The sequence below is a fragment of the Actinomadura sp. CNU-125 genome, assembly GCF_001942465.1.
GTDB lineage: Bacteria > Actinomycetota > Actinomycetes > Streptosporangiales > Streptosporangiaceae > Spirillospora.
In genome coordinates, this window is the sequence record NZ_MKJY01000299.1 from 1 (window position 1) to 17,562 (window position 17,562).

General features: G+C 70.5%; 36 protein-coding genes and 2 pseudogenes. 37 read left to right on the forward strand and 1 reads right to left on the reverse strand.

From position 1 onward, the window contains the following. The first annotated feature begins 376 nt into the window (after positions 1-376). The 37 genes and pseudogenes from BJF79_RS29560 to BJF79_RS29700 all read left to right on the forward strand — a co-directional run bounded on the left by BJF79_RS29560 (position 377) and on the right by BJF79_RS29700 (position 17,030). Positions 377-616, forward strand: coding sequence for a hypothetical protein (locus BJF79_RS29560; RefSeq protein ID WP_143220345.1), 240 nt, complete (start codon positions 377-379; stop codon positions 614-616). Next, positions 613-948, forward strand: coding sequence for a hypothetical protein (locus tag BJF79_RS29565; RefSeq protein WP_075902288.1), 336 nt, complete (start codon positions 613-615; stop codon positions 946-948). Before BJF79_RS29560 ends, BJF79_RS29565 begins: the two co-directional genes overlap by 4 nt. Further along, on the forward strand, positions 945-1,580 hold the full coding sequence (locus BJF79_RS29570; RefSeq protein ID WP_075902290.1) for a hypothetical protein: 636 nt from the start codon (positions 945-947) through the stop codon (positions 1,578-1,580). The genes BJF79_RS29565 and BJF79_RS29570 overlap by 4 nt, the downstream gene beginning before the upstream one ends. Beyond that, complete coding sequence (locus BJF79_RS62175; RefSeq protein ID WP_262402740.1) at positions 1,573-1,698, forward strand: hypothetical protein; 126 nt, start codon at positions 1,573-1,575, stop codon at positions 1,696-1,698. Before BJF79_RS29570 ends, BJF79_RS62175 begins: the two co-directional genes overlap by 8 nt. After that, positions 1,691-1,981: a LexA family protein gene (locus BJF79_RS29575; protein WP_075902292.1), complete on the forward strand. Its 291-nt coding sequence runs from the start codon at positions 1,691-1,693 to the stop codon at positions 1,979-1,981. Before BJF79_RS62175 ends, BJF79_RS29575 begins: the two co-directional genes overlap by 8 nt. Next, positions 1,978-2,166 (forward strand): hypothetical protein, encoded by a 189-nt coding sequence (locus BJF79_RS53970; RefSeq protein ID WP_143220347.1) that lies wholly within the window; start codon positions 1,978-1,980, stop codon positions 2,164-2,166. Before BJF79_RS29575 ends, BJF79_RS53970 begins: the two co-directional genes overlap by 4 nt. Further along, positions 2,163-2,678 (forward strand): RusA family crossover junction endodeoxyribonuclease, encoded by a 516-nt coding sequence (locus tag BJF79_RS29580; RefSeq protein WP_075902294.1) that lies wholly within the window; start codon positions 2,163-2,165, stop codon positions 2,676-2,678. Before BJF79_RS53970 ends, BJF79_RS29580 begins: the two co-directional genes overlap by 4 nt. A 295-nt stretch (positions 2,679-2,973) precedes the next feature. Then, positions 2,974-3,396: a hypothetical protein gene (locus tag BJF79_RS29585; protein ID WP_143220350.1), complete on the forward strand. Its 423-nt coding sequence runs from the start codon at positions 2,974-2,976 to the stop codon at positions 3,394-3,396. Continuing rightward, positions 3,396-3,770, forward strand: coding sequence for a DUF2493 domain-containing protein (locus BJF79_RS29590; protein WP_075902298.1), 375 nt, complete (start codon positions 3,396-3,398; stop codon positions 3,768-3,770). The genes BJF79_RS29585 and BJF79_RS29590 overlap by 1 nt, the downstream gene beginning before the upstream one ends. Continuing rightward, positions 3,770-3,922 (forward strand): hypothetical protein, encoded by a 153-nt coding sequence (locus BJF79_RS56020; RefSeq protein WP_158079328.1) that lies wholly within the window; start codon positions 3,770-3,772, stop codon positions 3,920-3,922. Before BJF79_RS29590 ends, BJF79_RS56020 begins: the two co-directional genes overlap by 1 nt. Continuing rightward, on the forward strand, positions 3,922-4,911 hold the full coding sequence (locus tag BJF79_RS29595) for a hypothetical protein (protein WP_075902300.1): 990 nt from the start codon (positions 3,922-3,924) through the stop codon (positions 4,909-4,911). The genes BJF79_RS56020 and BJF79_RS29595 overlap by 1 nt, the downstream gene beginning before the upstream one ends. Continuing rightward, positions 4,908-5,171 (forward strand): HNH endonuclease, encoded by a 264-nt coding sequence (locus BJF79_RS29600; protein ID WP_075902302.1) that lies wholly within the window; start codon positions 4,908-4,910, stop codon positions 5,169-5,171. Before BJF79_RS29595 ends, BJF79_RS29600 begins: the two co-directional genes overlap by 4 nt. Further along, positions 5,172-5,357: pseudogene (locus tag BJF79_RS67430) on the forward strand (ParB N-terminal domain-containing protein); the annotation flags it as partial. Between the two features lie 536 nt (positions 5,358-5,893). Continuing rightward, positions 5,894-6,601 (forward strand): phage Gp37/Gp68 family protein, encoded by a 708-nt coding sequence (locus BJF79_RS62180; RefSeq protein ID WP_262402746.1) that lies wholly within the window; start codon positions 5,894-5,896, stop codon positions 6,599-6,601. Continuing rightward, positions 6,601-6,810: a hypothetical protein gene (locus BJF79_RS29610; RefSeq protein ID WP_075902306.1), complete on the forward strand. Its 210-nt coding sequence runs from the start codon at positions 6,601-6,603 to the stop codon at positions 6,808-6,810. Before BJF79_RS62180 ends, BJF79_RS29610 begins: the two co-directional genes overlap by 1 nt. A 20-nt stretch (positions 6,811-6,830) precedes the next feature. After that, a complete protein-coding gene (locus BJF79_RS53980; protein ID WP_143220354.1) occupies positions 6,831-7,658 on the forward strand; it encodes a hypothetical protein in 828 nt (275 codons plus the stop codon). After that, a complete protein-coding gene (locus BJF79_RS53985; RefSeq protein WP_143220356.1) occupies positions 7,655-8,311 on the forward strand; it encodes a hypothetical protein in 657 nt (218 codons plus the stop codon). The genes BJF79_RS53980 and BJF79_RS53985 overlap by 4 nt, the downstream gene beginning before the upstream one ends. After that, positions 8,277-8,873 carry a DUF6011 domain-containing protein gene (locus tag BJF79_RS67435; RefSeq protein ID WP_410050156.1) on the forward strand — a complete coding sequence of 199 codons (597 nt, stop codon included), beginning with the start codon at positions 8,277-8,279 and terminating at the stop codon, positions 8,871-8,873. Before BJF79_RS53985 ends, BJF79_RS67435 begins: the two co-directional genes overlap by 35 nt. Then, positions 8,785-8,997 carry a class I SAM-dependent methyltransferase gene (locus BJF79_RS51645; RefSeq protein WP_083734156.1) on the forward strand — a complete coding sequence of 71 codons (213 nt, stop codon included), beginning with the start codon at positions 8,785-8,787 and terminating at the stop codon, positions 8,995-8,997. The genes BJF79_RS67435 and BJF79_RS51645 overlap by 89 nt, the downstream gene beginning before the upstream one ends. Further along, a pseudogene (locus BJF79_RS67440) lies at positions 8,987-9,522 on the forward strand (DNA-methyltransferase). Before BJF79_RS51645 ends, BJF79_RS67440 begins: the two are co-directional and overlap by 11 nt. Then, positions 9,519-9,749 (forward strand): hypothetical protein, encoded by a 231-nt coding sequence (locus BJF79_RS29625; RefSeq protein WP_075902310.1) that lies wholly within the window; start codon positions 9,519-9,521, stop codon positions 9,747-9,749. Before BJF79_RS67440 ends, BJF79_RS29625 begins: the two are co-directional and overlap by 4 nt. Positions 9,750-10,128: 379 nt before the next feature. After that, on the forward strand, positions 10,129-10,593 hold the full coding sequence (locus BJF79_RS29630; RefSeq protein WP_075902312.1) for a hypothetical protein: 465 nt from the start codon (positions 10,129-10,131) through the stop codon (positions 10,591-10,593). After that, a complete protein-coding gene (locus BJF79_RS29635) occupies positions 10,590-10,895 on the forward strand; it encodes a hypothetical protein (RefSeq protein ID WP_143220359.1) in 306 nt (101 codons plus the stop codon). Before BJF79_RS29630 ends, BJF79_RS29635 begins: the two co-directional genes overlap by 4 nt. Positions 10,896-11,138: 243 nt before the next feature. Beyond that, the gene (locus BJF79_RS29640) at positions 11,139-11,525 is read left to right on the forward strand and encodes a hypothetical protein (RefSeq protein ID WP_075902316.1); all 387 of its coding nucleotides are present in this window, start codon (positions 11,139-11,141) and stop codon (positions 11,523-11,525) included. Between the two features lie 194 nt (positions 11,526-11,719). After that, positions 11,720-11,998, forward strand: a complete 279-nt coding sequence (locus BJF79_RS53990) for a hypothetical protein (RefSeq protein ID WP_143220361.1) — start codon at positions 11,720-11,722, stop codon at positions 11,996-11,998. Then, positions 11,991-12,839 carry a hypothetical protein gene (locus BJF79_RS29650; protein WP_075902320.1) on the forward strand — a complete coding sequence of 283 codons (849 nt, stop codon included), beginning with the start codon at positions 11,991-11,993 and terminating at the stop codon, positions 12,837-12,839. The genes BJF79_RS53990 and BJF79_RS29650 overlap by 8 nt, the downstream gene beginning before the upstream one ends. Before the next feature lie 114 nt (positions 12,840-12,953). After that, positions 12,954-13,124 carry a hypothetical protein gene (locus BJF79_RS56025; protein WP_158079329.1) on the forward strand — a complete coding sequence of 57 codons (171 nt, stop codon included), beginning with the start codon at positions 12,954-12,956 and terminating at the stop codon, positions 13,122-13,124. Beyond that, the gene (locus tag BJF79_RS29655; protein ID WP_075902322.1) at positions 13,121-13,369 is read left to right on the forward strand and encodes a hypothetical protein; all 249 of its coding nucleotides are present in this window, start codon (positions 13,121-13,123) and stop codon (positions 13,367-13,369) included. The genes BJF79_RS56025 and BJF79_RS29655 overlap by 4 nt, the downstream gene beginning before the upstream one ends. Continuing rightward, a complete protein-coding gene (locus BJF79_RS29660; protein ID WP_075902324.1) occupies positions 13,366-13,842 on the forward strand; it encodes a hypothetical protein in 477 nt (158 codons plus the stop codon). Before BJF79_RS29655 ends, BJF79_RS29660 begins: the two co-directional genes overlap by 4 nt. A gap of 369 nt (positions 13,843-14,211) precedes the next feature. After that, entirely contained in the window at positions 14,212-14,496 is a 285-nt protein-coding gene (locus BJF79_RS29665) for an HIT family protein (protein WP_262402741.1), read from the forward strand. Further along, on the forward strand, positions 14,493-14,690 hold the full coding sequence (locus tag BJF79_RS29670) for a hypothetical protein (protein WP_143220363.1): 198 nt from the start codon (positions 14,493-14,495) through the stop codon (positions 14,688-14,690). Before BJF79_RS29665 ends, BJF79_RS29670 begins: the two co-directional genes overlap by 4 nt. Further along, positions 14,687-14,881, forward strand: coding sequence for a hypothetical protein (locus BJF79_RS29675; protein ID WP_075902330.1), 195 nt, complete (start codon positions 14,687-14,689; stop codon positions 14,879-14,881). Before BJF79_RS29670 ends, BJF79_RS29675 begins: the two co-directional genes overlap by 4 nt. Next, on the forward strand, positions 14,878-15,180 hold the full coding sequence (locus BJF79_RS29680; protein WP_075902332.1) for a hypothetical protein: 303 nt from the start codon (positions 14,878-14,880) through the stop codon (positions 15,178-15,180). The genes BJF79_RS29675 and BJF79_RS29680 overlap by 4 nt, the downstream gene beginning before the upstream one ends. Next, on the forward strand, positions 15,177-15,512 hold the full coding sequence (locus BJF79_RS29685; RefSeq protein WP_075902334.1) for a hypothetical protein: 336 nt from the start codon (positions 15,177-15,179) through the stop codon (positions 15,510-15,512). Before BJF79_RS29680 ends, BJF79_RS29685 begins: the two co-directional genes overlap by 4 nt. Positions 15,513-15,523: 11 nt before the next feature. Beyond that, positions 15,524-15,859, forward strand: a complete 336-nt coding sequence (locus tag BJF79_RS53995) for a helix-turn-helix domain-containing protein (protein ID WP_075902336.1) — start codon at positions 15,524-15,526, stop codon at positions 15,857-15,859. Then, positions 15,856-16,767 carry a hypothetical protein gene (locus BJF79_RS29695; RefSeq protein ID WP_075902338.1) on the forward strand — a complete coding sequence of 304 codons (912 nt, stop codon included), beginning with the start codon at positions 15,856-15,858 and terminating at the stop codon, positions 16,765-16,767. Before BJF79_RS53995 ends, BJF79_RS29695 begins: the two co-directional genes overlap by 4 nt. A 47-nt stretch (positions 16,768-16,814) precedes the next feature. Continuing rightward, complete coding sequence (locus tag BJF79_RS29700) at positions 16,815-17,030, forward strand: hypothetical protein (RefSeq protein ID WP_143220365.1); 216 nt, start codon at positions 16,815-16,817, stop codon at positions 17,028-17,030. Positions 17,031-17,192: 162 nt separating this feature from the next. On the opposite strand, the gene BJF79_RS29705 is transcribed toward BJF79_RS29700, so the two are convergent. Next, positions 17,193-17,546: a hypothetical protein gene (locus BJF79_RS29705; protein WP_075902342.1), complete on the reverse strand. Its 354-nt coding sequence runs from the start codon at positions 17,544-17,546 to the stop codon at positions 17,193-17,195. Positions 17,547-17,562 lie beyond the last annotated feature (16 nt).

A 17,562-nucleotide genomic window follows, 5' to 3' on the forward strand; every position in this document is an offset into this window, starting at 1 on the left:
TGCACGATGTAGTGGACGACGCTCACCAGCCAGGCTTCGGTCGCGCTGAACGCCAAGGCTGACGGGTGTTTGGGGTTTTGGCCTCTGATCCCGTATGGCCCGGAGCAGCAGCAGTCCCTGATCGGCGGTGCGTCGTGATGTACCGCCTCGTGTCCGCGCTCCTCACCGTCTCCGACTGGCTGCTTCTCCGCCGCAACATCCACGTGTGCGAGTTCCTGCCCGACTGGCTGGAGCCCGACGACTACCGCTGCTGGTGCGCGCCCGCCCCAACCGGTACGCCACCGACCGCCTCATCCACGACGTCAAGAACGGTGCCCCGGGGGTCGAGCCCGGGGCACCGCCCCACACGGCCGAACCACTGCGAAAGGACACGGCCATGCACATCATCTCAAGGCCCGCGCGTGACCTGCGTGCGGGAGACATCATCGTCCGCGACCCCGACCCCAACCACCACGGTCAGCCCGTCCGGTGGCGGGTCCACTCCCGCCCGACGACCGGACCGAACGGCGTCACGATCGTCGACTACTGGGACATCGCCGACGAGCCCCGCCCCGGCATCGGGCACTACCAGGCTGGCGCCGACGTCCACGTCGAGCCCGTGGGCGGTGCCCAGTGAGCGAGTCCCTCGCCGACCGGCTCGCGCTCGCCGCCGAACAACCCGCCGTCACCAACGAACGCATCAGCCAGACCGGGATGACCGCCGACGACATGCACGCGGTCGCCGCCTACTTCGACGCGCTGACCCAGCACGGCTACCACGTGTGCTCGACCGCTCTGCGGGCGGTGGAGCGTGCCGAGCCCGGCCACCCGGCGCGGAGCGCCACGCACGGCTTCGACCTGCAGGCCACCCTCGCCCACGCCATGAACGTCTTCGACGTCCTCATCCACTTCGCGGCCGACGCGCAGCACGCCGCCGACGCCATCACCCACGGGGAGACGAACCGATGACCAACAACACCACCGACCTGCCCCCCGCCATCCGCAAGAACTGGGACGAATTCGTCCACGACAAGACCCGCGCCATCACCCTCGAAACCCAACTCCCCGCCCTCGACGCCAAAATCACCCAGGCGCAGGAAGACGTCGAGAAGGCCCAAAACCACCTCCGTCTCCTCAACCAGCAGCACGCCGACAAGGGCCGCGAGATCACCGGGTTCCGCACCTCCTCCGAGCAGCACCGCGAACTCGTCGAACTCTGGTGCGCCAAGCACGGCCACACCCTCCCGCCCGAGCCGAAGGACGTCCTACTGAACGTGACGGCGGAACTCCCGCCCGAGCAGGTCGACGTCTTCAACGGCAACGCCGCGGCGGCCGCGCCGCCGGTCACGCCCTGCTTCCAGGACCCGCCGCAGCACGGCGACTGCGGCAGCCCGGTCTGCACCTGCCCCCACCACCAGGCCGAGAACGACGCCCTCACCGACGAACAGAACCGCGTCCACAACATCCTCGGCACCGGGCCCATCGGCATCGGCGTCGCCGGACACACCACCCAGATCACCCGCAACGACACCAGCGAACACCCGGCCATCGGGGGTGAGGGGCCCGGCAACGGGCGCTTTCCAGGAGACCCCGATGCCTGACCTCCGCGCCCCCGCCCTCCTCATCGCCTGGACGAACTGGCTCACCGTACGCGCCGCGTTCGCCCACCACCCCGGCCGGCACACCGGCCGCAACCTCAAGGCAGCCACCCATGCCTGAGCAGGACACCCTCACGCGACGGCAGGAAGCCATCCTCCTCGTCATCACCGACGGCATCCGCCGCCGCGGCTACCCGCCGTCCATCCGCGAGATCGGCGACGCGGTCGGCCTGTCCTCCACGAGCAGCGTCGCGCACCAGCTCCGCCAGCTGGAGGGCCTCGGACGGATCCGCCGCGACCCGTACCGCTGCCGAACCATCGAACTCATCCCCAACCCCGAACCCGAGCCCACCAGCCACCGGTGCGGCACCTGCGGCGCCCACCTCCAACAGGCCACCACGTGACCCTCACCCACCTCCTCCTACTCGCCGCCGCAGTGGTCGCCGCGGCCGGGACATGCCTCGACATGGCCCGGCCGCCCCGGCCCGCCGGCGACGACACCAACGGCACCTCCGACTGCCGCTCCTACGGCGCCACCACCCGACGACCCACCCAAGCCACCACCGCACCGGAAGACACCACGCCATGACCACCCCCAACCACCTCACCTTCACCGTCCTCGGCACCCCCATCGGACAAGGCCGCATCTCCTACGGCAAAAGCGGCCGCGGCTACCACTCCAACGGCAAAACCCTCAAGCCCTGGCGCCAACTCGTCACCGCCGCCGCCGAACACGCCACCGGCCACCACGCCCACACCAAACCGCCCAAGGCCAAGAACGAGAAAGACGACCGCCGCGCCAAACCCTGCATCATCTGCGGCGCCAAACCCGGCGACCACGGCCTCTACCGCGGCCCCGTCGGCATGGACCTCACCCTCACCTTCAACCCGCCCAAGACCGTCCGCCGCCCCTGGCCCATCACCCGCTCCTCCGGCGACTGGGACCACCTCGGCCGCGCCGTATCCGACGCCCTCACCTCGGTCCTGTGGCCCGACGACTCCCAGATCATCGAAGGCCGCGTCCGCAAGACCTACGCCGGGCAGCACGGTGCCCTCGCCGAGCCCGGCGCGCTCATCCGCGTTTGGCAGGTGACCGCGTGAGCCGCCGCATCCACTGCCGCTGCTGCGGACAACCCGGCCCCCACAAAGGCCACGGCTACCGCACAGCATGCTGGCGCCGCTGGACCGCCGCCGGACGCCCCACCTCCGGGCCACCCGCCCCCACCAACCCATCCGACCGCCCATACCGCACAACCGCCGACGCCGACGCCCTACGCACACAGTTCGCCCACCTACGCACCACCGGGCACACGGTCGCCGCCGCCGCGAGACAACTGCACGTGTCACGCGCCACCGCCTACCGCTACGAAACCACCCGGAAGAAAGCAGCCACGGCATGACCCGCCGACCCTTGCCACCCGACGCGCAACACCTCACCGGCCGAGCCCGCCGCGCCACCCCACGCAAAGGCGACGGCACCACCCAGATGACCAGCCTCCACTACACCGCCGGAGCCGACGAACCCCTCCCCGAATGGCAGACCACCGCCGCCACCCGCTACGTCCAGCGGCAGCCCGACGCCGCGCTCCTCCTCGACGTCCTCGGCCTCACCACCGCACCCGCCCGCCCCGACCGCAGCGGCCAATACCAGACCCACAACGGCACCTGGGTTACCTGGACCGTCTGCCACGAATGCGGCATCCGCGCCAAGTTGCGCCTCGACGGCACCTTCCAAATCCACCCCCGCGCCGGACGCAGAAACGCCGGGCGGTGCCCCGCGTCCCGCCGCAAGCCCCAGCCCGAAGGGGACGCGACCTGATGGACACCACCACCAGCCCGTACCGGGTCCTCGTTACCGGGTCGAGAACGTGGAAAGGGCACGGCATCATCCACGCCGCCCTCGACCAGCTCCACGCCGAACACCCCGACATGGTGCTCGTCTCAGGCGCCTGTAACTCCGGCGCCGACGCCATAGCCGAACGCTGGGCCATCCTCCGAGGCATCCCCGCCGAACGGCACCCCGCCGAATGGCGCCGCTACGGCCGCAGTGCCGGGCCCCGCCGCAACACCGCCATGGTCGCCACCCGACCGGACGAGGTCGTCGCGTTCATCCGCGGACAATCCGCTGGCGCCTCCCAGTGCGTCCGCGCCGCCGAAGCCATCGGCATCCCGGTCCGGAGGTGGACGCAGTGATGGACGAACTCGCGGTGCGGGTGCGGGACCTCGAAGCCGAACGCGCCCGCCCCGACCGCAAGGAACCGACGGTCGAGGAGCTGATGCAGCGCCTCATCGGCACCCTCGCCGCCCTTTACCGCACAACCCCCGACAGGAAAGAGACCCCGTAGTGACCAAGCACAAGGACGTCGGGCGAAGCTGGCGGACCCCCATCAAGCACGACTACCTGTCGAGCATCGTCGGACAGGAAGCAGGCGTAATCTCCTTCATCGGTGCCCGCCATGGCATCTGGTACGACCTCACAGCGGGCGACGCCGCCCCCGTGGACGGCGAAGACTGGCATCGCGCCTGCTCGCCCGGCATCCTCGCCTACCACGCCGCCGGATGCCGGGCTCCCATCCACATCCGTCTGCACGAGATCCAGACCGGCACCTACGACCGGCTCGTCGGCAACCTGTCCGAGCAACTCCCTGCACTTGGGTACGCCGCAGACGGCCCCGCCACGTGGACCCATCCCGGCGGCGCCACCGTAACCGCTCTCAATGTCAGCGGCGCCCACGCGGACGTGAGCGACGTCGACCGCAACGCCGGAGTGTTCGTCGTCAACGACCCGAACGCCATCACCGAATGGGCGATGCGCCCGACATTCGCGTCCGAGATCGCCGCCCGCACGGGCCTGTTCCGCTGCCTGTCCACGATGGGCTGCAATCCCGCCGGGATCAAGCGCCTCGCCATCACCGAGCGCATCAACTGGTTCGCCGCAGTCCGCGAGCAGCAGCGGGCGCTGCCCGCCTACCGCGACCTTTCGCTCGCCGCCCTCGACCGCGACGAGGCTCAGTGGGCGTACCTGGTGGCGACCTCCGCGAAGCCGCGGTGGCGAAGTGGCACCGATCAGGCCGCACGCAGGAGCGCCAAGAACTGCAACCGCTCCGTGAGCCTCGCATGGTGGCGACAGGACAGCGACGAGTTCACCGGCCTCCTACTGCGCTTGTTCCTCCAGAAGTCGGAGCTGAAGCAGATTCGCGGCCGGGAACGCGAATGGATGGCCGCGAGCAACGAGCAGCGGCTCGCCATGATCCCGTGCCCCGCCGCGTCGAACCCGGACGCGCTGCCCGACGTCGGCGAGGACCTGGCGCTGTTCGACGTGGACGACGCGTGACCCGCCACTACGCGCCGCCCCGGCCCGGCGTCGACGCCCCGTACCGCAGCTATCGGGAGTACCTGCGGCACCCGCGGTTCCTCGCCATCCGCGCCGAGGTGTTCGAGCGGGCCGGCGGCTCGTGCGAGCGCTGCGGTCAGCGTCCGCCGACCGAGCCGCACCACCTGCGCTACCCGCCGTGGGGCGCGTTCGACGTCCCCGAGAACTTGCTGGCGGTCTGCCATGGCTGCCACTGCGAACTGCACGGAAAGGACAACTAGATGGCAGACCTCGGCCCCTATGAGGTGCACCCGTTCGCGGACGCGTTCCCGCTCGTCGAGGGCGACGAGTTCAACGAGCTCGTGATGGACGTGAAGCGCAACGGGCTGCGCGAGCCGATCGTCCTGAACCATGACCGGACGGTCCTGATCGACGGCCGCAACCGGTATCGGGCGTGCGAGGCCGCGGGCGTCGACGCGGTGTTCGAGACGCTCGGCGCGCACTACGACGAGCCGAAGATCCTCGACCTGATCGTGTCGAAGAACCTCGCCCGGCGGCACCTCAACCCCGGGCAGCGCGCCATGGTGGCGCTGGAGTACGAGAAGGCGTTCGCCGAAGCACAGAGGACCGGCAGGCCGATCGGTGACTCACCGAAGCCGACGACTACCGAACGCGATAAAACGAGTGCAGATCTGCACTCACAGTACGAGCGGAAGTCCGCCACCAAGGCGGCACACGCAGTCGGCGCCTCCGGCCGTGCCGTGGCCCAAGCTAAGGCCGTCGAGCGAGACGCGCCCGACCTGGCCGAGCAAGTGCGTGCAGGGTCGATCGCCCTCGACGCTGCGGACCGGCAGCGCAAGGAACGGCTCCGCTCGCAGCCGCGCCCCGACCCGACGCCGAAGCCGTCGCCCGTGATGCTGACGCTCCGCACCCACGACGGCCGCGAATTCCCCTACCCCAAGCCCGCCGGGAAAGCCACGTTCACGCAGCAGACCGCGACGGCATCTCGTGGGCGAAGTGGTCCTGGAACCCCGTCACCGGATGCCTCCACGGCTGCGACTACTGCTACGCCCGCGCCATCACCGCCCGCTGGCCCGACGCCTACCCGGCTGGCTTCACGCCCCTGTTCCACGAGGAGCGCCTCGACGCACCCACGAACACCACCATCCCCGCGGCGCACGCCGACGACGAGGCGTACAAGCGGGTGTTCGTGTGCTCCATGGCCGATCTGTACGGCCGGTGGGTCCCCGACGAGTGGATCGGCCGCGTGCACGAGGCGATGCTCGCGTCGCCCGAGTGGCAGTACATCCTCCTCACCAAGTTCCCCGGCCGGTACGTCGGGCTCGACATGCCGCCCGGCGCCTGGATCGGCACGAGCGTGGACGAGCAGAAGCGCGTCCGCATCGCCGAAGACGCCTTCCGGAAGATCGACGGCGGCGCCGTGAAGTGGCTGTCGCTCGAACCGCTGAAGGAGCCGCTGGAGTTCACGGACCTGTCCGTCTTCGACTGGGTCGTCATCGGCGCCCAGACCGAGACCCGGCAGCCCGACGGGGCGGTGCCCGCGTTCGCGCCGCCGTTCGAGTGGGTCGCCCGCATCGTCGCCCAGGCCCGCGAAGCCGGGTGCAAGGTCCACCTGAAGCCCAACCTCGTCAACGGCCGCCCCGGCATGACGCTGCCCGACGAATACCCCACCGCAAGAGGCCGGACCTGATGGCCCACTGCGCCGAAGACACCTGCCTCGCCGCCGCGACCGTCCTCTACACGGCACGCGGCGGCCTCGGAGACGTCCGCTACCGCGCCGCCCTCGCCTGCGAGGCCCACCGCCGCAAGATCCGCGGATGGGTCGCCCGCGCCGGCCCGACCGTCCACGAAGAGGTCGTCCCGCCCGACCCCGACCACACGCCAGCAACCCTCTTCTGAACTGCTAGGAGCCGCTCGACATGGGCGCAGGGAACGTCAAAGCAGCGTTCGTCCACTGGGGTGCCCTCCCCGGCGGGCCGTTCCGGCTGCTGGTCTACATGGCGCTGCGCACCCGCGACGGTGACGCCCGACCCCGGTACTACGGCGGCCGTGAAGACTTGGCGTTCGGGCTGGGGCGGCGGGTCCCCGACGACGACGGCAGCGAGGAGTCGCGTAAGGCGCGGGAGGCGTCGTTCAAGGCGGTGAAGGACGCCGTGGCGACGTTGACGCGGCGGGGTGCGGTGCGGGTTGTGGCGCGGGCACGGCCGGGCCGCAACGCGGAGTACGAGCTTGTTCTCGACCCGGTCCACGGCACCGGACGGGGCACGGTTTCCGTCCCCCATGAGCCTGTGGATAACCCTGTGGATAACCCCGATATGGGGGACGGTTTCCGTACCCCAAATGGGGGACGGTTTTCCTCCGGAATGGGGGACGGTTTTCCTCCCCAACGGGGGACGGTTTTCGTCGGAATGGGGCACGAAAACCGTCCCCCCAAGGAAGAGAAGGATGAATCAGGACTGAGTAGAGGAGGAGATGGCGAAGGTTTCCCTGCACCTGACCCTCCAGCCACGGCCCCGCCCGACGAACAAGATCAACACAACGGCGGGACACCCGGCAGCGACACCCCCAACGGGCAGCCGTGGACCTACCGGGCCGCATGCGAATACCTCATGAGCCGCCCCGGCACCGAACGAGACAAAGCCGAACGCCTCGCCACCCAAGACCTCGGCCCCGGAGCCGAACGCGAAGCCGTCCTCATCCGCGCCGCCCACCACGCCCACCGCATCGCCACCGGAGTACCCGCATGACCAACCACCCCCAAACCAGCACCTGCCCTGAATGCTCCGCCGCGAAGGACCCGACCCACCGCATGTGCGGCCCCTGCTGGCGCGCCAACGGCGGCGGCAACAACCGAGGCGACTTCTTCTTCCTGGACGGGCCGCCCCGCCGCGGCATCAGCGACCTCGTCGCCGTCGCCCTCGTCATGCTCCGCCTCGACACCGTCCGCCGCACCACCCTCACCGCCCTGCTACCCCAAACCGGGCAGCACCACCAGACCGGCAACCACATCCCGCGCGGAAAGATCCGCACCGCCGTGCGCGGCTCGCTCCGCCGGTTCGAGCACAACGGCTGGATCGTCCGCGACGGGCACCTCGTCCACGTCCGCGACCGCGCGCGCTCGTCACCTGGGTCGAACGGGGCGAGGACTACACCGACGAGCGCGCCAAGCGTCTCCTACGCGTCCGGGACGCCGCGCTCGACGCGGTGCGGCGCACGTCGCCGGGCGAAACACTCGCGGCCAGTTCCGCGGATCGGTACGCCGAGGTGCGGCGGCTGGAACTCATCGCGTTGCAGCGGCTCATGGAGGCCGCGTCGGCGCCGACCGTGCACCGGGGTGTCCGGATCACTCCGAGGGGGCGGGTGCTGTGACGATCCGGACCGTCGACCCGAACTGTCGTGAGTGCGGCCGCCCGCTCACTGACGACCTCGCGAGGCGCCGCCGGGTCGGGCCGGACTGCTGGGCCCGCATGACCCCGGCCGAACAGCAGCACGCGCTCGAACTCGCGGCGGCGGAGCGGGACCCGTTCCACATCCCCGCCCCGCGGCCCGCGACCCTCCAGGCCCGGGTGAACAACCACAACGCTCGCGCCACCACCACCCCCGACGCCGTCCAGTTGTGCCACCACGAAGCCCAGATCGGCCGCTGCGGCGATTGCAGGCGCGAAGCCGACCCGTGGCGGGCAGTGGAGCTGATCGTCCGTCACGTGACCGCTCAGCCCCGCGAACAGCGCGCGCGGAACGCATCGAGATCCTCGCCCGCCGGTACGCCACCGTCACGCCCTGGACCGCCCCACCCAAGGCGAAGCCGCAGCCGCGGCCACCCGCCCCGAAACCGACGCCCGCCCCCGCGGGCCCGCAGCAACTGGAGCTGCTGTGACCAACCACTACTACCGAGACGACCACATCACCCTCTACGTCGGCGACATGCGCGACGTGCTGCCCGCCCTCGACATCACCGCTGACCTGGTGGTCGCCGACCCTCCCTACGCCGAGACCGCGCTGGCATGGGACCGGTGGCCCGACGGCTGGCCCGACATCGCCGCCATCGTCACGCGGTCCATGTGGCAGCATGCGCATGTTCCTTGACCGCCGCGAGCAGTTCGCGGACTGGCGCCTCTCACAGGACGTGGTGTGGGAGAAGCACAACGGGCCAGGCTTTCAGGCTGATCGTTTCCGACGCGTCCATGAGTTTGCTCTGCACTGGTATCGAGGCAACTGGCGCGAGCAGCACAAGGCGACACCTCGGGAGAGGACCGGGACGCCGCAACGAGTGATCCGCCGTCAGGGAAACGCGCCGAATCAGTACGGGTCGCGAGGCGCATCGGACGACGTCCGGGATGGCACGGCGCTCATGCGTTCCGTGCTGCGTGTCCGGTCAATGCACCGCATTGGCGGCATCCATCCGACCGAGAAGCCTGTCGGCATCCTCACCCCGCTGATCGAGTACGCCTGCCCGCCCGGCGCCCTCGTCCTCGACCGTTCGCCGGCAGCGGCTCCACCCTCGAAGCCGCTCGCCTCACCGGCCGCCGCGCAATCGGGGTCGAGGCGCACGAGCCCTACGCCGAAGCCGCCGCCAAGCGCCTCGCCCAAGCGCCGCTGGAGTTCACGTGACCGCCCCGGCCGCGCAGCCCGCCATGGCCGCCCTCATCACGTTCGCAACCGCCACCCGACCCGACATCGACCCCAACGAACTGCAAGGCGCCCTCGCCGACTGCCACTCCGCCGGATGGACATGGCCGCAAACCCTCGTCGCGACCGCGCGGATGCTCGCCCGCGGCGAGCAGGTGCGGGACCTGCGGAACGCGGTCGGCCCTCTCAAGAACAGGAGTTCCCGATGATCTGTCCACCTTGTGCTCGTGCCGCGGACGTGGAGGCGGACATGGTCCGCGCCGGCATCGACATCGATGGCGGTGGCCATGATGCGGAGTTGTGCCGCGATTTCGGTAAGGCGATCCAGGCGTGTGGGTGTCAGCACCTGCCGGTGGGTTCGGTGGCGCCGGAGGGCGGTGCACGGTCGTGACAAGCGACTCTTCGGAACCTGGTCGTGACACTGCGCCGGACCTGGAGGACTGCGAGAAGAACCACTGCCACGGTCGGCGGCGGGACGGGTCGGGGAAGGTGTGCCACCGGCCGGCGGGGTGGGGCACCGATCATGCCGGGACGGGGCGGTGCAAGCTTCACGGCGGGTCGACGGTGTCGCACCGTAGGGCCGCGCAGGTGGAGGAGGCGCGTGCGGCGGTCGTCACGTACGGGCTGCCGCGTGAGGTCGACCCGGGGCAGGCGCTCCTCGAAGAGGTTCACCGCACCGCGGGGCACGTGGCGTGGCTCGCGTCCGTCGTCGCCGACCTTGAGCGCGAAGAGGTGGTGTGGGGTGTGGTTGAGGAGGTCGACAAGCCGTTCACCGAGTCCGGGGGTGGGACGGAGACGAAGCGGCGCGCGGTCCCGAGCGCGTGGATCACTCTCTACCAGTCCGAGCGTCAGCATCTCGCGCGCGTCAGCAAGGCCGCGATCGACGCCGGCGTCAGCGAACGCGTGGTGGCGGTGTATGAGCAGATCGCCGGTTCGTACGTGACGGTGTTGGAGCGGGTGTTGGACGCGCTCGACCTCAATGCGGCGCAGCGTGCGCAGGCGGCGGAGGTGGCGCAGCGGGAGCTGCGTGCGTTGGCGGGGGGTGCGGCGTGAGTCCGTTGCCGTGGCCGTTGATGGGCCGTCGTTCGTTCGCGGCCGGGGGCGCGGTGCCGTCTCGCCTGCAGGTGGTGCGGTATCCGCCGGAGCGTCCGGAGCGCAGCAGCCCGCCTTTGTCGTCGGTGCAGCCGCCGCCGTCCGAGGACCGGTCGGAGCACGACGTGATGTACCGGAACCACAGGTGGTTGCGGGTTGAGGAGGACGTGGTCCTCGCCCGCCTCGCGCATCTCACCGATCTGCACGACCCGTGGACGGCCGCGGTGCGGCTGTTCGCGGACGAACCGAAGGATGCCCTGTGAAACTCGTCCTGTCCCCGCTCGGCGACGCCGGGTACCGCATCGTCGTCGATGGTGACCAGGTCGGGCTCGTGTTCGGCCGGTACGCCGACTGGTATGCGGAGCTGTGGCCCGTCCCCGGCAGCCGCCGTGACGGTTGTGCCGTTGACACATTCACGCGGCCGCGTCTGGTCGATGTCCGCGCCGAACTCGGCCGGCGCCTGATGTACGTGGGCCGTGGTGGACCGCACGCACCGAGGAGGCCCGGTGATCCGCTACCTGCCCGCGCTGCTCGCCCGCTGGGTCGACCGGTTCCGCTGGTCGAACATCACCGCTGTGAGTCCGACGGTCGGCCGCGCTGGCGACGACCATTGGCTGATCTTCGGGGTCGACCGCCGGTGGCGGAAGGGCTACCTGGTCAAGCTCACCACCGAGGACGTTGAAGCGCTTGCCGAGAACCTCGCCCGGAATGTGGAGGCCGCGAAGCGGTGGCGTGTGGAGCAGGGGCCGCGGCCGGTGCATGTGGGTGGGAACGCGGAGGACTGCCCGGCGTGTGACCTGATCCCGTCGGCGGAGATTCCGTACCCGTGGCATTGTCCCGGACCGCAGCAGACCCCGCCGGGCGATCACCAGGACGCCGGAGGCGTGTTGTGAGCCCCGGACACACACTCGAGTCACACCCGGACCATCCCCGGCCCGCACAGGCGATCTCAGGGCCACGCTATGACGGTCCGTGCTACCACGGGCCCGGCCGTCACGCAGACGACTGCGGCTGCGCCGACTGCATCGCCCTGCTCCCAACGGAGTGGTTCGAGGAGTACGAGCAGCACCTCAACAAGGAGGAACCCGTGCCTGAGATCGACGCCGTGTTCATCGCCGAAGTGATCTTCTTCGACGACAACCCCGCCGACGGCCGCCGCCGCGTCGCCGTGTGCACCTCGCTGGAGGGCGCGCTCACCGCCCTCCAGAACGACGGCACCGACAACGACGACCTCGTGGCCACCGAGGTCAGCCCCAGCGCGCTCGGGTCCGCGACGTCGACCACGTGGGCGGTGCATGAGCGCGGCGCCGCCCCGGACGACGAGGGGTTGCTGTGGATCACCCGCGAGGAGGTGACCCGTGCCTGAGTCCGCGGCGGCGCGTGAGGCCGTGTGCAAGCACTGCGGGAAGCCGATCGTGTTCGCCCCGTACTGGCTCGACGCGAGGCTCCCGAACCCGCACATCTGGTTCCACCCGCCCGGCGCGACGACGTGCTCCACGAGGCCGGACGGGTGGCCCGAAGACGACTGGCCGCACGCCGAGCCCGAACCCGAGGAGCGTGACCTCGCGTGGTTCCGGGACCGCATCCCCGACGACCTGCCCGCCGACCCCGTGCCGCTCACCGCCGGAGAGATAGGCCGGCAGAGCATCGAGGCGTTCATCGCCGCCCGCACCGACCGCATCCCGGAGGAGACGACCGTGCCCGAGCCCACCGAGCCCCGGCAGGATGTGCCGGACGACCTGGTTCAGATCGGGGTCGATGCATGGCAGGTGAGCGGCCGCGTGTTCATGGACCGCGCGACCCGCGCGATCCTCGCCGCCGTCCTCCCCGTCCACGAGCGGCGCGTGCGGGAGGAGGCCGCCGTCGAGATCCTCGCCCTATGGCCGCCGGACGACCCCGAGGACTACGAGTTCGTCCACGCGGTCACCGACTACCTGCGCGGCATCTGCCACGTGTGCGACAAGCCGATCACGGACGAGCCGTGCACACCATGCCACCGGCGCTTGCCGACCGCCTCGAAGGAGACACCCCGTGACCGGGTTTGGCGACCTCGTCGCCACCTACACCCAGACGTGCATGGCCTGCCCCGCTCAGTACGAAGGCACCCTCCGCGACGGCCGCACCTGGTACTACCGGTACCGGCACGGCGTCGCGTTCCTCGGCATCGCCCGCACCCTCGACCATGCGATCGACGACCCGCTCGGTGAGGTCGAACGCATCGGAGACGACCTCGCCGGCCACCTCACCGAGGCCGAGTTCCGTGCGTCGTTCGTGCGTCTCGCCGTCGTGCGTCTCGACCGCGACTCGATCGTGAAGCAGCGGTGGAGCACTCCCGCGACGGCCGGATCGTGGCGCACCCGTACGAGCGGAGCCCGTACAGCGGCGCGGGGAACTGCTGGTGCGGTCGGGCGGAGGGGCACCGTCTGCATGTTGCGGACGCCGTGCCGCCCGGCGGAGGCCCGGCGGTGGACCTGACCGAGGAGACCTCGTGACCGGACTCTGGATCACCCTGGCAGCCCTCGGCTACCTCGCCATAGCAGCCGCCGTCATCAGGGGGTTCGCGTGGGATTCCGAACGGCGCGGTACCCGTGAGCGGGAGTTGGCGCGGTACGGCCTCGTCGGTGAGGTGCTGCCGGGCATCGTCTGGCCGATCACGTTGCTGATCCTCGCGGCGGGTTGCCTGCTTGTCGGGTTCCATGCGCTCGCCACCAAGGGCATCGGGAAGGGGACACAGTGACCGACGAACGGGACGCCATACGTGAGGCGCTCCTGACCGGCAGGCCCGTCCGTGAGGCCCTCACCGAACACCACGCCCGGCCCGAGCCGGACGAGTCTGCGATCCGCGACCGCATCGCCGACGCGATTCGGAAGCGGGCAGACGAGCAGGGCACTGCCGTCTTCTGGGGCGACCTCGCGGACGCGGTGCTGCCCGTCGTCGAGGCCGCCATCGAGCGCGCCGAGCAGCGGTACAAGGGCATCGCCGAGGGCTACGCCCGCGAGCTCCGCGACCTCGTCGGCAAGCTCGGGCAGGCCGAGGCCTCCGTGCAGCGCGTGCGGGAGCTCCACGTCCGCCACGACTGCACAACCCACGTCAAGGCGTCCACGCCCGTTCCATGCGTCAACCACGGCATCTGCGAAGGATGCGGCGCGCCGCCCGGCTACCCGTGCCGCACCCTCGAAGCCCTCGACCAGCCGGAGGCGACCCCGTGAAACACGCCCCACATACCGACGAGATCCCCGACGGCGTCGTCCCGCCGAGCACATCCCTGAACACGCCCCCACACGACACGACCACCACCATGACCAACCTGCCGCCGTTCTCCGGCGACAACCCCACCTGCCCCAAATGCCGCCACGTCGCGCCTACACCCGCTACTACAACCCCGCCGGCCGCGGCTGGATCGACTACCACCACCCGGCCGGCCCCGCGTCGTATTCGAGCACCTGGAACGCGAATGCGGACGGTGCGGCTACTCCTGGCCCGAAGCGCTCGCCGCCCACAGCACACACACCCCCGCTCCTACCGCGACCGAACCGTGCCCGTTCTGCGACATCATCGCCGGGCTCGCTGCTGCCGACGTGGTCAGAACATGGGCCGACGCCATCGCGTTCACCCCCCTCAGCCCGGTCACCACCGGGCACATTCTCGTTGTCCCGCGTGAGCACGTCCCGGACTTCGCCGCGTCCCCTGCGGTGTCCGCCATCGCAATGTCGCTTGCCGCGGAACTCGCCGACGGGATGGGGCCGGTGAACCTGATCACGAGCCGTGGGGCGGAGGCGACGCAGACGGTCCGGCATCTGCACCTGCATCTGGTGCCACGGCGTGAGGACGACGGGCTGCTGCTGCCGTGGAGCCCACGATGAGTGACTGCGTGAGCTGTGACACCTGGAAGGCCGCCTGCCAAGGCATCATCTGCGACCTCAAAGCGACCCTCGCCGCCCACGGTGAAACCCCCGAAGCCGACCAGCTCCGCACCCACTGGTGTGAGGCGTTCGGCGCGTGGGCTCAGCATCTCGCCACGCACCTTGCCGGTGCATCGGAGGAGGCGGCGCCGTGACCGAGCCGCGCTACACCCTCGACGAAGCCGCCACGGAACTCGCCCGCCGGGAGTGCTTCACCGACGGCCACGACTTCACCGTCACGTCCACCGGCGTTCAACTGGCGGGCGGCGGCGACGAGCCCGTCAGCGTCCACTGCGACCGCTGCCACCACATCTGGACCGTCCGCCCCCTCAAGGAGACCCAGTGACCGACCCGCTCGCCGTGTACGACGTCCGCAACACCGCGTTCACCAGCCTCTCCCCGGACGAGCACGCCGCGCTCGTCACCTGGATCCGGGCGCAAGACATCGACCCTGAGGAAACCCTCCGCATCGAAATCTACGACGGATCCCCCGGGTTCGTTCGCGTCACCCAGGTTGTTCGGAACGAGGCGGGCCACAAGACGGTGGATCTGGAGCTGAACCAGCTCAAGCGCGGCGAACCGTTCGACGTGCCGATCCAGTCCCTGCCGCCGGTCGGCCCGTGGAAGGGCGGCGATGCCCCGTGACCGCGATGCCGCACCCGGGAAATCTCGGGCACTGGTGGCTCACCACCGCGTCCTCATGGGAACGCCTCCACGCCGTCCCCGGTGACGCGGTCGACGCCGACGACGAAGACGCCTGCGACGAGTTGCGGATGTATGCGCTGACGCTCACCGCCCGGTGCGGGGTCCGCGCGGTGATGGCGTGGCCCGGCCTGGGGTCCCGGCTCGCGCTGCCCCGCTGCGGGCACTGCTGCCGGATCCTCGGCATCCCGGCCGGTCCGGGGACGCCGGGGAACCGGGCGGAGATCCTCGGGCAGCGGCCGATCGACAAGACGAAGGTGAAGGGGGCCCGTTGAGCAGGGATCGGATGTCCCGAAGCGAATGCGCGGCGGTAAGAATCAAGGCCCTTCGGCAACAACTCGGGCTGACCCGCGAGCAACTCGCCGGGCGCTGTGCTCAGGTCGGGGCCCCCGACATCACGGCAAGCGTGCTGGTCAACATCGAGACCGGGCGACCACGGAACGGGCTGCGCCGCCGCGCGATCACCATCGACGAACTCGCCTACCTCGCGAAGGCGCTCAACGTGTCCGAGAACCGCCTCCTGCACGAACAGACATGTGCGGCTTGCGGCGGCAGTCCACCCAAGGGATTCACCTGCAACGCGTGCGGGTTCAGCCAGCCCGACGAAGAGGGGGCCCGTTGACCAACCAGCCGAAGCCGAAGCCCGCGACCGCGGCCGAAACCATCCGGGAACTCCTCGGGCAGCTCCACGGCGAGATCATCACCCGCGAGAAGGTTCCCCGGTACCGGCAGGTGCGCCGCTCACAGGACCGCACCGTCGCCGTGCTCGATTGGGCAACGCACGTCACGAAAGAGCCGGGCCTCCTCGCGCAGCTCGGGGTCACCAACCGCCGCGCGGCTGCTGTCCCGGTGGAGGTGCGCCGCTGGCAGCCCGACCCGTGCCCGTGCAACGAGCCAGAGCGGGTGGAGCGCCGCGGACGGGTGAAGTGCTGGCACGGCCGGTGGGTCCTGCACCGCGTCGAACAGCGCGTCGTCGAAGGCGTCGCGTCCGCCGGCGCCGCGATCCCCTCGGGATCCCCGGGCTGGGACGCCGACGGTGCCCTGTCCCCGCTCATCGGGGGTTCTCCCGATCCGGGAGAACCCGTCACCGAGGCGTGGCACGCCGCGGACGAGATCCGCCGGGACCTGGACGAGCTCGGGCATGCGCTCGCCGATCAGGGCTGGAAGGCGCCCGCCACGCTCGTGACGATCGCGCTCGAAGACGAAGACACCGGGAAGTGGATCGCCTCCAGGCTCCGCGCGATCGTGGGGCGGGCGCGGATCGCGGCGGACTATGACGCGCCGATGGTGCCGCTGCGGGACGTGTATTGCCCGGACTGTGGTGGGCCGTTGAAGGTGCGTGCGGACGCGAGCAGCGCGGTGTGGTGTGACGGGTGGGTACCCGTCCACGGGCCCGCGGCCGCAGATGACCCGGACTGGCCGGCGGACTCCGAGGAGTGGGGGCCGGTGGGGCAGGCGCGGTGTGGTGCGTCGTGGCCGCGCGGGTCGTGGGTCCGGTTGCTGGAGGAAGCAGAACGGGAGGCAGGGTGACGGCGAGAGCGCTGCCGTGCATTGCGTGCGGCCGGGTCTTGGAGGCGGTGTTCGTCAGCGACGCCGCTGTCCAACCCTGCGACGGGGTGACGTTCCGCGGCAGCCCCGGCTACGGCTCGGCGTTCGATGAGACGCCGGGGGAGCTGGAGGTCGTGGTGTGCGACGCATGCTTGGACGAGCGATGCCAGCGGGTGGTCCGGGTCGTCACGACGCACACGGTCACCGCCCGGCGTGAGGGGTGGGACCCGGACACGCTCGGGTAATTGACCGGTTTTGCGGTGGGCGGCCGGGTACTCTAGAAGCTGTGGCCCGGGAAGGCCACACACGTCGGACACCCAGCCTGAGCTGGGAGTTCTTCTCGAAAACGAAGACGGGCCTTGGGATCAAACGCGGGTGCGAACCGCGCCTGAGGCCCGTTTTCGCGTTCAGAAGCTGATGCCGTAGTGCGCCGCAACCTTCTCGACCGTCCGGCACGGCCACTCCGGGAACTCCGCGTCGTACCCGTCCATGTCGTCACCCCCACACTCACCCCGCGGGTTCTCGACGTGCAGGTCCAGGACGATCCGCGCGACCGGGGCCGTGATCGCGGCGAGCGCCTCCCGTGCGGCCGCGCGCCGCGCCTCGTGTTCCTCCGCCCGCTGCCGCCACTCGGCCGCACGCCGCTCCCGCTCCGCCCGCTCGACAGGCGTCGGCTCGACCAGGCCGTGGTCGAGGAGGAGTTCACGGGAGACCGGCACGATCACGCCCGGCTTGTTGACGGTGTAGTACTCGACGTCCATCCCGCCATCGTCCCCG